This window comes from Bradyrhizobium sp. 22 (assembly GCF_000482425.1).
Classification (GTDB): domain Bacteria; phylum Pseudomonadota; class Alphaproteobacteria; order Rhizobiales; family Xanthobacteraceae; genus Bradyrhizobium; species Bradyrhizobium japonicum_B.
Genome location: NZ_KI519399.1, coordinates 3,742,848 through 3,757,287 on the forward strand (window position 1 = coordinate 3,742,848; position 14,440 = coordinate 3,757,287).

At 66.5% G+C, this 14,440-nt stretch carries 14 protein-coding genes; 12 read left to right on the forward strand and 2 right to left on the reverse strand.

Annotated elements, in window-relative coordinates; genetic code table 11:
* The first annotated feature begins 20 nt into the window (after positions 1–20).
* Positions 21–398, forward strand: a complete 378-nt coding sequence (locus K410_RS0119150) for a response regulator (RefSeq protein WP_028136377.1) — start codon at positions 21–23, stop codon at positions 396–398.
* A 42-nt stretch (positions 399–440) separates the two neighbouring features.
* Here the strand turns inward: K410_RS0119150 and K410_RS0119155 are convergent, their stop codons facing one another.
* Positions 441–644: a hypothetical protein gene (locus K410_RS0119155; RefSeq protein ID WP_028136378.1), complete on the reverse strand. Its 204-nt coding sequence runs from the start codon at positions 642–644 to the stop codon at positions 441–443.
* Between the two features lie 145 nt (positions 645–789).
* Positions 790–1,776 carry a glucokinase gene (gene glk / locus K410_RS0119160; RefSeq protein WP_028136379.1) on the reverse strand — a complete coding sequence of 329 codons (987 nt, stop codon included), beginning with the start codon at positions 1,774–1,776 and terminating at the stop codon, positions 790–792.
* A 257-nt stretch (positions 1,777–2,033) separates the two neighbouring features.
* Here glk and pncA point away from each other — a divergent pair, with 257 nt between their 5' ends.
* The 11 genes from pncA to K410_RS0119220 all read left to right on the forward strand — a co-directional run bounded on the left by pncA (position 2,034) and on the right by K410_RS0119220 (position 14,418).
* A complete protein-coding gene (gene pncA / locus K410_RS0119165) occupies positions 2,034–2,672 on the forward strand; it encodes a bifunctional nicotinamidase/pyrazinamidase (protein ID WP_028136380.1) in 639 nt (212 codons plus the stop codon).
* 10 nt (positions 2,673–2,682) lie between these two features.
* Entirely contained in the window at positions 2,683–3,798 is a 1,116-nt protein-coding gene (locus K410_RS0119170) for an alpha/beta fold hydrolase (protein WP_028136381.1), read from the forward strand.
* Positions 3,799–3,937: 139 nt separating this feature from the next.
* Complete coding sequence (locus K410_RS0119175; RefSeq protein WP_028136382.1) at positions 3,938–5,971, forward strand: NAD(+) synthase; 2,034 nt, start codon at positions 3,938–3,940, stop codon at positions 5,969–5,971.
* Between the two features lie 30 nt (positions 5,972–6,001).
* Positions 6,002–6,379 carry a GrlR family regulatory protein gene (locus K410_RS0119180; protein ID WP_028136383.1) on the forward strand — a complete coding sequence of 126 codons (378 nt, stop codon included), beginning with the start codon at positions 6,002–6,004 and terminating at the stop codon, positions 6,377–6,379.
* Between the two features lie 94 nt (positions 6,380–6,473).
* Entirely contained in the window at positions 6,474–7,709 is a 1,236-nt protein-coding gene (locus K410_RS0119185; protein WP_028136384.1) for a DUF1236 domain-containing protein, read from the forward strand.
* Positions 7,710–8,177: 468 nt separating this feature from the next.
* On the forward strand, positions 8,178–8,993 hold the full coding sequence (locus tag K410_RS0119195; protein WP_028136385.1) for a sugar phosphate isomerase/epimerase family protein: 816 nt from the start codon (positions 8,178–8,180) through the stop codon (positions 8,991–8,993).
* A gap of 29 nt (positions 8,994–9,022) precedes the next feature.
* Positions 9,023–10,660, forward strand: a complete 1,638-nt coding sequence (locus K410_RS0119200) for an ABC transporter substrate-binding protein (protein WP_028136386.1) — start codon at positions 9,023–9,025, stop codon at positions 10,658–10,660.
* Between the two features lie 2 nt (positions 10,661–10,662).
* On the forward strand, positions 10,663–11,646 hold the full coding sequence (locus tag K410_RS0119205) for an ABC transporter ATP-binding protein (RefSeq protein WP_028136387.1): 984 nt from the start codon (positions 10,663–10,665) through the stop codon (positions 11,644–11,646).
* On the forward strand, positions 11,643–12,629 hold the full coding sequence (locus K410_RS0119210) for an ABC transporter ATP-binding protein (protein WP_028136388.1): 987 nt from the start codon (positions 11,643–11,645) through the stop codon (positions 12,627–12,629). Before K410_RS0119205 ends, K410_RS0119210 begins: the two co-directional genes overlap by 4 nt.
* Positions 12,629–13,558: an ABC transporter permease gene (locus K410_RS0119215; protein WP_028136389.1), complete on the forward strand. Its 930-nt coding sequence runs from the start codon at positions 12,629–12,631 to the stop codon at positions 13,556–13,558. Before K410_RS0119210 ends, K410_RS0119215 begins: the two co-directional genes overlap by 1 nt.
* Positions 13,555–14,418 carry an ABC transporter permease gene (locus K410_RS0119220; protein WP_028136390.1) on the forward strand — a complete coding sequence of 288 codons (864 nt, stop codon included), beginning with the start codon at positions 13,555–13,557 and terminating at the stop codon, positions 14,416–14,418. Before K410_RS0119215 ends, K410_RS0119220 begins: the two co-directional genes overlap by 4 nt.
* Positions 14,419–14,440: the final 22 nt, after the last annotated feature.

The following is a 14,440-nucleotide window of genomic DNA, read 5'->3' on the forward strand; positions in this document are numbered from 1 at the left end:
AAGCTGACTGCGGAGTTGAAATGGCGGACGGACTCTCCGTTTTCCTGGTCGAAGACGAGGCGTTGATCCGGATGATGATCGCCGACATGGTGACGGAACTCGGCCACCACGTCGTCGCGGAAGCGGACAATGTGCGGGACGCGAGCGCGTTTGCCATGACCGCTCAATACGATCTGGCCATCCTCGACATCAACCTGATGGGCGTCTACGTCGATCCCGTCGCCGACTTGATCGAACGTCGCGGCAAGCCGTTCCTGTTCGCCACCGGTTACGGGCCCGAACTGCTGCCGTCCTTGCTCCGGCGCCGGCCGATCCTGCGCAAGCCAATCGCGATGGATCAGCTCAAGGCGATGATCGATTCGATGTTTCCCGAAGTCCCGGCCAAGGCGCCGAACTGAGCGACGGCACATATGCCGCGTTGTTGACGACGACGCCGCACCTCAGTTGCGGCCGTTCTTCAGCACCCTGGCAATGGTATGGGCCGTCATGGCCGCCCGGTCCGAGGCGCGCTGTGCGGCCAGCCGGTCTCGCGCCTTTTCCTCGATCAAGAGATCGATCAGGGCCAGCCGCTTGTCTTCGTCATCGGCCTCGCTCAGCAGGCGATGATAGCGGTGATAGTCGAAACCCAGATCCTGCTTACGCATGTCACGCCCCCCCGCAACTACGCCACACACGGCTTGATTGTTTCGCATCGGGAACATGGAGGCAAGCGTGTTCATGCGTGGAACCGCGCGGACGCTGAATCACCTGTGAATATTGGAACCAACGCGTGGAGAGAGTTCCCGTAGCTCAATCCACAGTATGGTCGGCAAACATCTTCAGGCCGACGAAGCTCGCATCTCGCTTGATCACCAGCCTGGTTGGGATGTTGCGCAAATAGTCCTGCAACCGGCCCTTGGCTTCGAAGCGCGGCCGGAACGCGGAGGCCATCAGGAACTCGGGAAAGCGCGGCACGATTCCGCCGGCGACATAAACGCCGCCGCGGGCGCCGAATGTCACCGCGAGATTGCCGGCGACCGAGCCCAGGATGGCGCAGAACATCTCGAGCGTCGCCCGGCTGAGGGGACAGCTGCCCTCCAGGGCCGCCTTGGTGATGCCGGCAGCATCGCGATGCGGCACCTGAGCGCCGTCAACTTCCGCCAAGGCTTCGTAGAGATTTTGCAGCCCGGATCCCGAGAGGGCGCCGCGCTCTATGGAGACGTGGCCGAGGCGTCGGCGCAAGCAGGCGATCACGCGTTCCTCACGCTCATTCTCCGCCGGCAGGGTCGCGTGGCCGGCTTCGGTGACGACAGCGAGGCGCGCGCCATGGCGCTGGACCAGACAGGAGACGCCAAAGCCGGTTCCGGGTCCGACCACCAGCAACGGCTCGCCGGACAGGCCATCGCCTCCGCCGAGCGGGATCAGATCGGCAGGCTGCAAGGCGGGCAGGGACCAGGCGACCACCTCGAAGTCGTTGAGCACGTGGACGCTGTCGAGGCCCAGAGCCGCTTGCAGCTCGTTGCCGTCGATGACCCAGGGGCTGTTGGTCATGACGCAGCGGTTGTTGGTCACGGGTCCCGCCACGGCGAGCACGGCCCTGCGGGGCTGCTCGCCACCGGCCCGGCGCGCCAGGACGTCCGCAATGGCCTCCCGAACCGTCGGGAAATCGGCGACTTTCACATAGTCGATCGGTCCGGATTGACCGCCTTGGCCCAATTCGCTCTGGCTCAGCGCGAAGCGCGCATTGGTGCCGCCGATATCGGCGAGAAGAATCTGTCCTGTCTTGCCGATATTCATGATCTCGTGGTTGCCGCCGCCTTCCGGCCTCGGCAACCCTCTCCTCCGCGCCTTCGACCCCATCCACCCGTCACGACAGTTCGAGAATCCGCCCTCGGGTGCGCCTAGTCAACACGGACGTGGCCAAACCGTTGCATGCTGGTGCTGGTCCGGCGACCAATTCGCGCAGGTTTTGCACGGTGCCGGCGGTTGCGAAGCCGGGCGGGAAGACCGACACTGGGGGGCCTGTCCGGCGGCCGCTGCACCGGGCACATGGAATGGGACTGGCGATGAAGATTTCCGACCACGACGTGCTGCTGGCGATCGACGTGCAGAACGACTTCTGCACGGGCGGAGCGCTCGCCGTTCCCGGCGGTGAGAAGGTCGTCCCCGCCATCAACCGGATCGCCCAAAAATTCGCCAATGTGGTGCTGACCCAGGACTGGCATCCGCGCGACCACGTTTCGTTCGCGACGAATCATGCGGGCAGGCAGCCGTTCCAGACCATCGAGCTCGACTATGGCACCCAGGTGCTCTGGCCGGCGCATTGCGTGCAGGGCACCTCGGGTGCCGAATTCCACCGCGATCTCGACGTGGTGAGGGCAAGCTTGGTGGTGCGCAAGGGGTTTCGCCGCGGCATCGATTCCTATTCGGCATTGTTCGAGAACGACCATAAGACGGCGACCGGCCTGCTCGGCTATTTGCGCGAACGCGAGCTGAAGACTGTCTTTGTCGCCGGTCTGGCGCTGGATTTCTGCGTCCGCTTCTCGGCGGAGGATGCGCGCAAGGCGGGGTTGGAGGTGGCTGTTATCGAGGACGCCTGCCGCGGCATCGATCTCGACGGCTCGGTGGCCGCGGCCCATCGAAGCTTTCGCGACCTCGGCATCTCCGTCGTCAGCCTCGAGGCGTTTCTATAGGGACCTCGTCATGGTGGACAAGATCGGCAAACAGGCGAGCGGACCGGACCATGCATCCAACGAGCCGCTGCTATGGCCGTTCACGGCAGCCCGGCTGGCCATGGACGCGTGCTTCTGGTGGGTCGAGCGCGGCCGGGCCGAGCATGACGAGAGCAAGCTGCCGTGGACGACGCCCAACCGTGTTGCGCTCGAGCTCGCGACGATGCACCTGCGCGATTGCTCGCAGGGCCGGTCCGGCCAGCCGGTGCTGGTGTGCGCGCCCTATGCGCTGCACCGGGCCTTGATCGCCGATTTCGCGCCTGGCCACAGCGTGGTGCAGTCTCTGCAAGCGGGCGGCATCGATCGGATCTACCTCACCGATTGGCGATCGGCCTCGCCGGACATGCGCTATCTCTCTATCGACAGCTATCTCGGCGATCTCAACGTGGCCGTCGACGAGATCGGCGCGCCGGTCGATCTGGTCGGCCTGTGCCAGGGCGGTTGGCTGTCGCTGCTCTATGCGGCGCGCTTTCCGGCCAAGGTGCGGCGGCTGGTGCTGGCAGGCGCGCCCGTCGACCTGTCGATCGAATCCTCGTTGGGCCGGCTCACCCGCAACGCACCCGACATGGTCTATGACCAGCTCGTCGCCCGCGGCGGCGGCAATGTCAGCGGCGGGGAGATGCTCCGCTTGTGGTCCAAGGCGCCGAACCACGATGACATCGTGGCGGCGTTGCAGAGAGAGCTGTCGGACGAGGAAGGCGCGGCGCTGCTCGCGCGCTTCGAGCATTGGAACGCGGAGACGCTCGATCTGCCCGGTGCGTATTATCTGGAGGTCGTCAACCGGATATTCCGGGAGAACCAGATCGCAGCCGGCAGCTTCAAGGCGCTCGGTCGCACGATCGATCCGAAGGACGTCAAGGCGCCGGTTTTCCTGCTCGCCGGGCTCGACGACGACGTCGTGCCGGCTGCGCAGGCGCTCGCCACGGCCGGTCTGCTCGGCACGCCGCCGGCCTTCATTGCCGCGGCTTCCGAGCCGAGCAACCATCTCGGCCTGTTCATGGGCGCGCGCACCCACGCGCATGCCTGGCCGCGGATCGCCGAATGGCTGCGCGACGACCTGTCGGGCGTGCTGGCCCGCAGCGCCTGAGCTCGTCGGGCGCGAACCGGCGGCCCTGCAAATCCGTTATGCATGACGGCGGATGGCCTGCACGGGACCGGGCCGATGGGCTACATATGGTCCGGAGCTGACGGCTTCGGCAGCGAAGAGATCAAGGGTACTGCGCTCGATGACTTTCCACTCGATCTACGCCCATGGATTTGCGCGCGTGGCCGCCTGTGTCACCACGTCCCATGTCGCCGATCCCTCGGCCAATGCAAAGGCGGTGCTGGCGGCAGCCAACGCCTGCCATGAGCAGTCGGTGGCGGTCGCCGTGTTTCCCGAGCTGTGCCTGTCCGGTTACGCGATCGAGGATCTGGTCAAGCAGGACCCGCTGCTCGACGCGGTCGAACGCGGTCTCGCCGGCCTCGTCGAGGCCTCCGCGGGCCTGATGCCGGTCCTGATCGTCGGCGCGCCGCTGCGCTTTGGCCATCGCATCTACAATTGCGCCGTCATCATTCATCGCGGCAACGTTCTCGGCGTGGTGCCGAAGAGCTATTTGCCGACCTACCGCGAATTCTACGAGGGCCGGCATTTCGCCTCCGGTGCCGGCATGGTCGGAGAGACGATCGCGTTCGGCGGGCTGCATGCCCCGTTCGGCGTCGACCTGCTGTTCTCCGCCGAGGACGTTCCGGGCCTCGTTATCGGCGTCGAGATCTGCGAGGACATGTGGATCCCGGTCACGCCGGCCTCGGAGCTTGCGCTCGCCGGCGCGAGCGTGCTGATCAACCTCTCGGGCAGCCCGATCACGATCGGCCGGGCGCGCTCGCGCGCGCTGCTGTGCCAATCGACATCGGCGCGCTGTCTCGCGGCTTACGTCTACGCGGCCGCCGGGGCAGGGGAATCGACCACGGATCTGTCCTGGGACGGCCAGACCTCGATCTACGAGAACGGCGTGCTACTGGCCGAGGGCGAGCGGTTCCGGCAGAGCGGCCAGATCACCAGTGCAGATATCGATCTCGACCTGCTGAGGCAGGAGCGCGCGCTGATGGGCACGTTCGACGACAACCGCCGCCAGCGCGAGGCGTTTTTCCGCAAGGTGACATTCGCGTTGAAGCCACCGGCCGCCGACATCGGCTTCCTGCGCAAGGTCGAGCGCTTCCCGTTCGTGCCGAGCGACGAAAGCCTGCTCGAGCATGATTGCTACGAGGCCTACAACATCCAGGTCGCAGGCCTCGTGCAGCGCATGCGTGCCACCGGCACCAAGCGCGTTGTGATCGGCGTCTCGGGCGGGCTCGATTCCACCCACGCGCTGATCGTCGCCGCCAAGGCGGTCGATCTGCTCGGCCTGCCACGCGAGAATATCCTAGCCTACACCATGCCGGGCTTTGCCACCGGCAGCGAAAGCAAGAGCCACGCGCTGGCGCTGATGCAGGCATTGCACACGAGCTGGCAGGAACTCGACATCCGCACCACGGCGACGCAGATGCTGAAGGACATCGGTCATCCCTTCGGCCGGGGCGAGAAGGTCTACGACGTCACCTTCGAGAACGTTCAGGCCGGCCTGCGTACGGATTATCTGTTCCGGCTCGCCAACCATCACGGCGGCATCGTGATCGGTACCGGCGATCTCTCCGAGCTCGCGCTCGGCTGGTGCACCTATGGCGTCGGCGACCAGATGGCGCATTACAACGTCAATGCCGGGGTGCCGAAGACGCTGATCCAGCACCTGATCCGCTGGGTGGTCTCGTCGAAGCAGTTCAGCGACGACGTCAACCGCACGCTCGGCGCGATCCTGACCGCTGAAATCTCGCCCGAGCTGGTGCCGGTGGAGGCCGGCCAGAAGCCGCAGAGCACGGAAGCGGCGGTCGGACCGTACGAGCTGCAGGATTTCAACCTGTTCTACACGCTGCGGTTCGGCATGCGGCCGTCCAAGATCGCCTTCATGGCGCAGCACGCCTGGAAGGACGTGGCCAAGGGCGAATGGCCGCCGGCCTTCCCGAGCGACCGGCGCAGGGCGTATGATCTGCCGGAGATCCGCCGCTGGCTCGAAGTGTTCCTGCGCCGCTTCTTCGCGTTCAGCCAGTTCAAGCGCTCGGCGATGCCGAACGGTCCGAAGGTCTCGGCGGGCGGCTCATTGTCGCCCCGCGGCGATTGGCGCGCGCCGTCGGATTCGAGCGCGGCGGCCTGGCTCGAGGATCTCGAGCGGAACGTGCCCAGCTGATGGGGCAGCGGATCGGTGGGGGATAATCGGATGTCGACGGTGGATGGAGCACAGGAGGAGGCCAGGGTCGTCAACGGCCTCTACATCTTCGACATCGAGATGCGCGACGGCAAGCGCGGCCAGGCGAGGGGCGTCGTCATGCTCTGCGACGGCCGCATCATGGGCGGCGACAGCTACTTCTATTACACTGGCAGCTACACCTTCCGGAACGGCAAGTGGCGCGGCGACATGATCGTCAACCAGCATACCGAAGCCGTCGGCCGGACGCTCGCCTTCGGCGGCAGGGAGGTCACCTGCGGCTTCTCGGGCGACTATTCCGCCGGCGGCGCCGAGGTCGAAGGCATGGCGCTGGTCGGCAAGACCAGCGTGACATTCACAGCCCGCCTCACGCTCAAGGACCCGATGTGAGCCAGGCGTAACTCGGCCCCTCGTTCCTGCTCAGGAACCTTCGTACCTACAGAACGTTCGCGTGTGTTGTTGCGAATTCTCGAGGAGAGGGACCATGCCTAAGCACTTGATGCTATCGACTGCGGCCATTGGATTGATGCTCGCTTCCGGCTTCGCCTACGCCCAGGGGCCCGGTGAGCGCAGAGACGAGCCGAAACGGACCGAGGAGCCGGCGAAAGGCGCGGCGCCGCAGCGCGGCGGCGTCCAAGAACGCGTTCAAGAACGTGTTCAAGAGCGCGCACAGGGCGCCCAGGAGCGACTGCAAGGCGCGGGCCGCGAAGACAAGGGCGGCGCTGCCAAGCAGGAGGCGAGCGACGACAAGCGCCAGCCGGCCAATTCTGCCGAGCGTAACCAGCCGAAGGGCAGGGACCAGGCACAAGAATCCCGCGAGCCTGCGCGCGATCGCAACCGTGAGGCCGAGAGCACCAAACCGGGCCGCGACAGCAAGAGCAGCGCTGAGACCAAGCAGGATAAGCAGGACAAGTCTGCGCCGCAGAAATCAACGGCCGAGTCGGAGAAATCCAAGACCGGCCCCGCCGGTCAGCGGAACGAGCGGACTGGGGCTGCGACTAACAAGGAGCAGAACCAGGCCCAGCCTGCGCAGCAGACTGACCGGCCAGCCACCGCGACGGACACGAGCCGGACGGCTCCGACCAACAATGCGCAGACCGCGCCTTCCGGGACGCAGACCAATCAAGCCAATCAGACCACCCAGACCAACACGCAGGTCAATCAGCAGACCCAGGTGACCACCGAGAAGCAGGTGCGGATCTCCGAAACGGTGAGCCGTGCCCGCCTGGCCCAGCCGGAGCGCAATCTGAACATCTCGATCCGGATCGGCGAGACGATTCCGCCGCGCGTGCGTCTGCACCGGCTGCCGCCCGAGATCGTGTCGATCGAGCCGGCGTATCGCGACTACGAATATTTCGCGACGGAAGACGAGGTCGTCATCGTTGAGCCGCGCACGCATCGCATCGTCAGCCAGGTGCCGCGCGATCCGTCGCGGGCCCGCGCGCAAATGAGCGGCAGCGCTTCATCGAGCATGGCGGCAGCCGGTGCAAGCAATGTGAACTGCCAGATCATGCGGCGTGACGCTTCGGGTAACGTCGCCCAGGCAGAACCTTCGACCGTCGGATCGACCGCGCGCGGGGATTCCATGAGCGTGATTGTCCAGATGCCCGGCGGCGGCTCCTCCGCGCCGATCGCCCTCGGCGCTCCCGCGGGCAACATCGTGGTCGCGACGCAAGGACAGGGCGACTGCACGGTGACTCTGGAGCCGCAGACGCGCTGAGCGCAACACGACTCTGAAACGACAACGCGCCGCCCGGATGCCCCAGCCGGACGGCGCGTCATTGCGTTCAGTCTCAGATTGCGTTCAATCTCAGAAAGTGTCGAGGTCCGGAGTGCCTAGGAGTCCGGACCTCGTCACCTTGCCCCAGCCTTCAATCCCCCGCCCCATGTGGTCCCCCAACCCCATGTAGCGCGATCAGAGGGTGATGCCCGTGGAAGTGGCCGCCGATCGATGTCCCGCGATGTACGCGAAGCCTGGCTAGGATTCCATTCCGGATCACTACGGACACGAATACCGGTTGCGATGTGTCCGTTCGGCATCGGTGCGCGATCGCGGGTTGCCTGAACCCGAGCGCATCGTCGACAGGATGTCCACATCTCCCGGCGCTGCAGAACCTGCATTTCACCGGCCTGTCATCGAACTGGTCTAGCGCTGCTCCCGTCATCGCTGACGGTCAAGGAGCAAGCCATGTCGAAGCCGGTGCTGGGCGCCGCATTGTCCATCAAATCGATTCCCGCGCATCGCGACTGGCTTCTGGAGCGGCAGCGCGATCTCGAAATCCAGGATTTCTTCCGCGCCGATCTTCTCGACAGCGATTGGCGCAGCACCGCCGGCGAGATCAAGCAGATGCTGTCGGGCCATACCGGCCGGCTCGGCATCCACGGTCCGTTCTGGGGCTTCAAGATCGACAGCCACGATCCCATGATCCGCCAGGCGGTGACCAAGCGCCTGCTTCAGGGCCTCGACGCCGCCGAGTTCCTCGGCGCGACGCAGATGGTGATCCACTCGCCGTTCACGACCTGGGACCACAACAATCTCGATCTCTATCCGGACAATCGCAGCAATATCGTCGAGCGCGTCAAGGCGACGCTTGCCGAAGTGATCGCGCGTGCCGAGACGATCGGATGCGAAATCGTCATCGAGAACATCGAGGACAAGGACCCGCGCGACCGCGTGCGCCTCGCCAGGGCGCTCGAGAGCGGCAAGGTGCGCGTTTCGCTCGACACCGGCCACGCCAATTACGCCCACATCTCCACCGGCGCGCCGCCGGTCGACTATTACGTCGAGACCGCCGGCGACATGCTCACTCATGTGCATCTGCAGGACACTGACGGCTTTGCCGACCGGCACTGGGCCCCGGGCGAGGGCAACATCCCCTGGGTCACCGTGTTCCGCGCGCTGGGCCGGCTGACGTCCAACCCGCGGCTGATCCTCGAACTTCGCAATCACGACGACGTCCGCGCCGGCGCAGCCCATCTCGCCGCGCTCGGTCTCGCCGAATAACCGCATCATCCAGGGCAGGAATTACCGCCATGAGCAAGCTTACCCGTCGCACCATCCTGAAATCCGGCGGCGCGGCCGCAAGCACGTTGCTGCTGCCGCGCTTTGCCATCGCGCAGGGCGACAGCCGTCCGTCGGTGACGATCGCCGTGCAGAAGGTCACCAACGCCAACGTGCTCGACGTGCTGCGCGAGCAGTCCAATGTCGGCGAGCGCGTGTTCTTCTCCTCGATCTGGGAAGGCCTGATCTCGAAGAACTGGCGCGGCAATCTCGAAGCCGTGCCGGGCCTTGCCACCGAATGGCGCCGCATCGATGACCAGACCGTCGAGGTGAAGCTGCGCCAGGGCGTCAAGTTCCACAATGGCGACGAGCTGACGGCCGAGGACGTCGTCTTCACCTTCAGCCGCGAGCGCATGTTCGGCGACACCGAGGCCAAGAACCGCTCCACCATCAAGGCCTTCGAGAAGATCCCGACGCCGCGGCCGGGCAAGGAGCTGCCGCCCGACGTGCCCGCCGTCGCCCGCCGCATCTGGCCGGACCTCGCGCGCGTCGATGCCGTCGACAAGTACACCGTGCGATTCTACAACGCGACGCCCGACGTCACCATCGAGGGGCGGCTGCAGCGCTACGGCTCCGACATCATGAATCGCCGCGCCTGGGAGGAATCCGCGAGCTATCTCGACTGGGCGCGCAAGCCGATCACCACCGGTCCCTACAAGGTGGTCGAGCTCAGGCCCGACGTCTCGTTGACCCTCGAAGCGCACGACGAATATTGGGGCGGCCGTCCGCCGCTCAAGCGCATCCGCTTCCTCGAAGTGCCGGAGGTCGCGAGCCGCATCAACGGCCTGCTGTCGGGCGAATACCAGTTCGCCTGCGACATCCCGCCGGACCAGATCGCCGGCATCGAGAAGAATTCGGCGTTCGAAGTGCAGGGTGGCACCATCCTCAACCACCGCCTGACCGTGTTCGACAAGAACCACGCCGTGCTGGCCAATCCGCTTGTGCGGCGCGCCTTCACCCATGCGATCGACCGCCAGGCGATCGTCGACAGCCTGTGGGCCGGCCGCACCCGCGTGCCGAAGGGGCTGCAATGGGAGTTCTACGGTGACATGTTCAACGCCGATTGGGCCGTGCCCGCGTATGATCCGAAGCTGGCGCAGGATCTGCTCAAGCAGGCCAATTACAAGGGCGACCCGATTCCCTATCGCCTGCTCAACAATTACTACACCAACCAGGTCGCGACCGCGCAGATCCTGGTCGAGATGTGGAAGTCGGTCGGCCTCAACGTGCAGATCGAGACCAAGGAGAACTGGTCGCAGATCATGGAACGCGGGCCGGCCCGCGCCGTGCGCGACTGGTCGAACTCGGCCGCGTTCAACGATCCCGTGTCCTCGCTGGTGGCCCAGCATGGTCCGAACGGTCAGCAGCAGCAGATCGGCGAGTGGACCAACGTCGAGCTGAACAAGCTCTCCGAATTCCTGGAGACCTCGACCGACCGGGCCGCACGCAAGAAGGCGTTCCGCCGCATGTTGGAGATCGCCGAGCGCGAGGACCCCGCCTACACCGTGCTGCATCAGAACGCGACCTTCACCGCCAAGCCGAAATCGATCAAGTGGAAGGCCGCACCCGCCTTCGCGATGGATTTCCGCGCCGGCAATTTCGAGGCGTAGCCGTGGCGCCGCTGGTCAACATTGCAGGTCTCCGCGTCGCCTTCAGCGGCGTGCCGGTCCTGCGCGGCGTCGATCTCAGCTTGCAGAAGGGCGAGGCCCTCGGTCTCGTCGGCGAGTCCGGCTCCGGCAAGTCGGTGACCTGGCTCGCCGCACTCGGCCTGTTGCCGCGGCATGCGCAGGTCTCCGGCAAGGTGCGGCTCGAAGGGCGTGAGATTCTCGGCGCGCCGGCCACCGAGCTCGACCATGTCAGGGGCGGGCGCATCGCCATGATCTTCCAGGATCCGGCGAGCGCGCTCAACCCGGTGCTGACGATCCGCAGGCAGCTCTGCGAAGCGCTGGCGCTGCATCGCGATCTCCAAGGCCAAGCCGCGAAGGCGGAAGCGCGGCGGCTGCTCGATCTCGTCGGCATTCCCGACGCGGGCCGGCGGCTGGACGCCTATCCGCACGAGTTCTCCGGCGGCCAGGTCCAGCGCGTCATGATCGCGATGGCGCTCGCCGGAAATCCGGACCTCCTGATCGCGGACGAGCCGACCACCGCGCTCGATGCCACCATCCAGGCCCAGATCCTGGAGCTGCTCTCGACGGTGCGCCGCGAGCTCGGCATGGCGATGGTGCTGATCAGCCACGACCTCGGCGTCGTCGCCGAGAACTGCGACCGCGTCGCGGTGATGTATGCCGGCCGCATCATTGAGGAAGCTCCCAGCAACCAGCTCTTCGCCGATCCCGCGCACCCCTATGCGCAGGGCCTGATCGGTGCGCTGCCGCCGCTCGACGGGCCCCGGCGCCGTCTCACCGCCATTCCCGGAACGGTGCCCGATCCCGCAAAGATGCCTGGTGGATGCGCCTTCGAGCCGCGTTGCGCGCTGGCGTCCGAGCCGTGCAGCCTTGCCGCGCCGGCGCTGGCGCCGATCGCGGATGACCGCCGCGTCGCCTGCATCCGGGCCGAGGCCTCGCGCCGCGCGCTGCTTGGGATCGCTGCCGAATGAGCCCGCCGCTCGTCGAGGTGTCCGCGATCTCGCGCAGCTATGCGATGCGCTCGGGAATGTTCGGCCGGGCTACGGCCGTGCACGCCGTCGACGGCGTGTCGCTCGCGATTGCCAGGGGGCAGACGCTCGGTCTCGTCGGCGAGTCCGGCTCGGGCAAATCGACGACGGGACGTATCGTGCTCGGCCTTGAGCCGCCCGATCGCGGCGAGGTGCGGTTCGACGGCAAGCCGATGGCCGTGCCCGCAACGGCCGCATGGCGCGCGCAGCGGGCACGCATGCAGATGATCTTCCAGGATCCGCTCGGCGCGCTGGACCGGCGCTTGCCGGTCGCAACGCAAATCCGCGAGCCGCTCGACATCCACGGCATCGGCACGCCCGCCGAGCGCGAGGAGTGCGTCCGCGAATTGCTGCGCGCGGTCGAGCTGACGCCGGCGCACGGCGCGCGCTATCCGGGTGCGCTGTCCGGCGGCCAGCGCCAGCGCATCGTGCTGGCGCGGGCGCTCGCCACCAAGCCCGACTTCCTGGTCTGTGACGAGCCGGTCAGCGCGCTCGACGTCTCGATCCAGGCCCAGGTGGTGAACCTGCTCTGCGATCTCCAGGCGCAATTGTCGCTGACGCTGCTGTTCATCAGCCACGATCTGCGCGTCGTCCGCCAGATCAGCAATGTCGTCGCCGTGATGTATCTCGGCCGCATCGTCGAGATCGGCAGTGCCGACGACCTGTTTGCGCGCCCCGAGCATCCCTATACCCAGGCGCTGGTTTCGGCCTCGCCAGCGCCGGGCCGCCGCAGCGCCGGCCGCATCGTCCTGTCAGGCGATCCGCCGAACCCGGCGGCGCGTCCACAAGGCTGTGCCTTCCATCCGCGCTGCCCGCGCGCCATCGCCCGCTGTGCGAGCGAAGTGCCGGCGCTGGCTGCCGTCGGCGGCGACCGGCAGGTGGCCTGCCACCTCGTCACGGGCGCGCAAACGCGGGATGCAGCCTGATGGGACGCTATTTCGCCATCCGCATCGGACGCGCTGCGCTCACAATTGTCCTCGTCGTCACCTTCGCCTTCGTCGTGTTGCGGCTGTCGGGCGATCCCGCGCTGATGATCCTGGGGCCGGAGGCGCCGCCCGAAGTGCTCGCGGCGTTCCGCAAGGCCTGGGGCCTCGATGATCCCATCTGGTTTCAGTATCTCGATTATTTCGGTGCCATCGCCAAGGGCGAGCTCGGCCGCTCGATGCGCGACGGACGGCCCGCGATCCAGCTGGTGCTGGAGCGCATCCCGGCGACGCTGGCGCTGACCCTGCCGGCCTTCTTCTTCAAGGTCGCGCTCGGCGTTCCCGCCGGCATCTACGCGGCGCTGCACCGGGGTTCCGCCATCGATCGTGCCGTGATGACGACGGCGGTCGCGGGCTTCACCGTGCCGAGCTTCGTGCTCGCGCTGATCCTGGTTCTGGTCTTCGCCGTGCAGCTCGGCTGGCTGCCGTCGGGCGGGCAGGACAGCTGGCGCCATGCCATCTTGCCGATCACGACGCTGAGCTTAGGGGGCGCCGCGGTGCTGGCGCGCTTCACCCGCAGCGCCATGCTGGAGGTGCTGGGCCAGCCCTATATCCGCACCGCATCCGCCAAAGGCCTGCCGTGGCGCAAGGTGGTGACGTCACATGCGCTGCCGAACGCGGCGATCCCGACCGTGACCATTCTCGGCTTCATGGTGGGCACCCTGATCGCAGGCGCGGTGGTGGTCGAGAGCGTGTTTGCCTGGCCGGGAGTAGGGCGCCTGCTCGTCGTCGCCGTCGCCAACCGCGACCTTGCCGTCGTGCAATGCATCCTGCTGCTGGTCGCCATGACCATGGTCACGTCAAACCTGATCGTCGACTTCCTCTACGGCTTTCTCGATCCGCGCCTGCGCGCCAAGGGAGCGCATGCATGACCGACGCGACGCTGAAGGACAGCAAAGCGTTCTCGCGCCGCTTCAGCCTGCCGGCCATTCCGGTTTCGGTCGCGCTGGCGATCGGCTGGATCGTCGCCATGCTCGTCATCGCCGCCTTCGCCGAGAAGATCGCGCCTTACGGCTTCACCCAGCTCGACCTGCGCAACCGGCTGTCGGCGCCGGGCAATGCCGTGCACTGGCTCGGCACCGACGAGCTCGGCCGGGACGTGCTGTCGCGGCTTCTGGTCTCGATCCGGATCTCGCTGCTGATCGCCTTCGGCGCCACGGCGATCTCCGCGATCGTTGGCACCACGCTCGGATTCCTCGCCGCGCATTTCCGCGGGGCCGCCGAGCAGTTCGTGCTGATGCTGACCGACTTCCAGGCCAGCATGCCGTTTCTGATCATGGCGCTGGCCGTGCTCGCCTTCTTCGGCAATTCGCTGCCGCTCCTGATCGGCTTGATGGGCCTGTTCGGCTGGGAACGCTACGCCCGCATCGCGCGCGGCCTTGCCATCTCCGCCAACGCACAAGGCTACGCCGCCGCGGTCCGCCAGCTGGGGGCAACGCCGCAGCGGATCTACCTCGGGCACATCCTGCCCAACATCGCCTCGACCCTGATCGTCTCGACCACGCTGGTCTTCCCCGAGGTGATCCTGATGGAATCGGGCCTGTCCTTCCTCGGCCTCGGCGTGCAGCCGCCGATGACCAGCCTCGGCAACATGGTCGGCTACGGCCGGGAATACCTGACCCGCGCGCCCTGGATCATGCTGGCGCCGGCCACCACCATCGTGATCACCACGCTGGCAGTGTCCGTGATCGGCGACTGGCTGCGCGACCGGCTCGACCCGACGTTGCAGTAGGGGATGATCCCGTGTCCCGGAC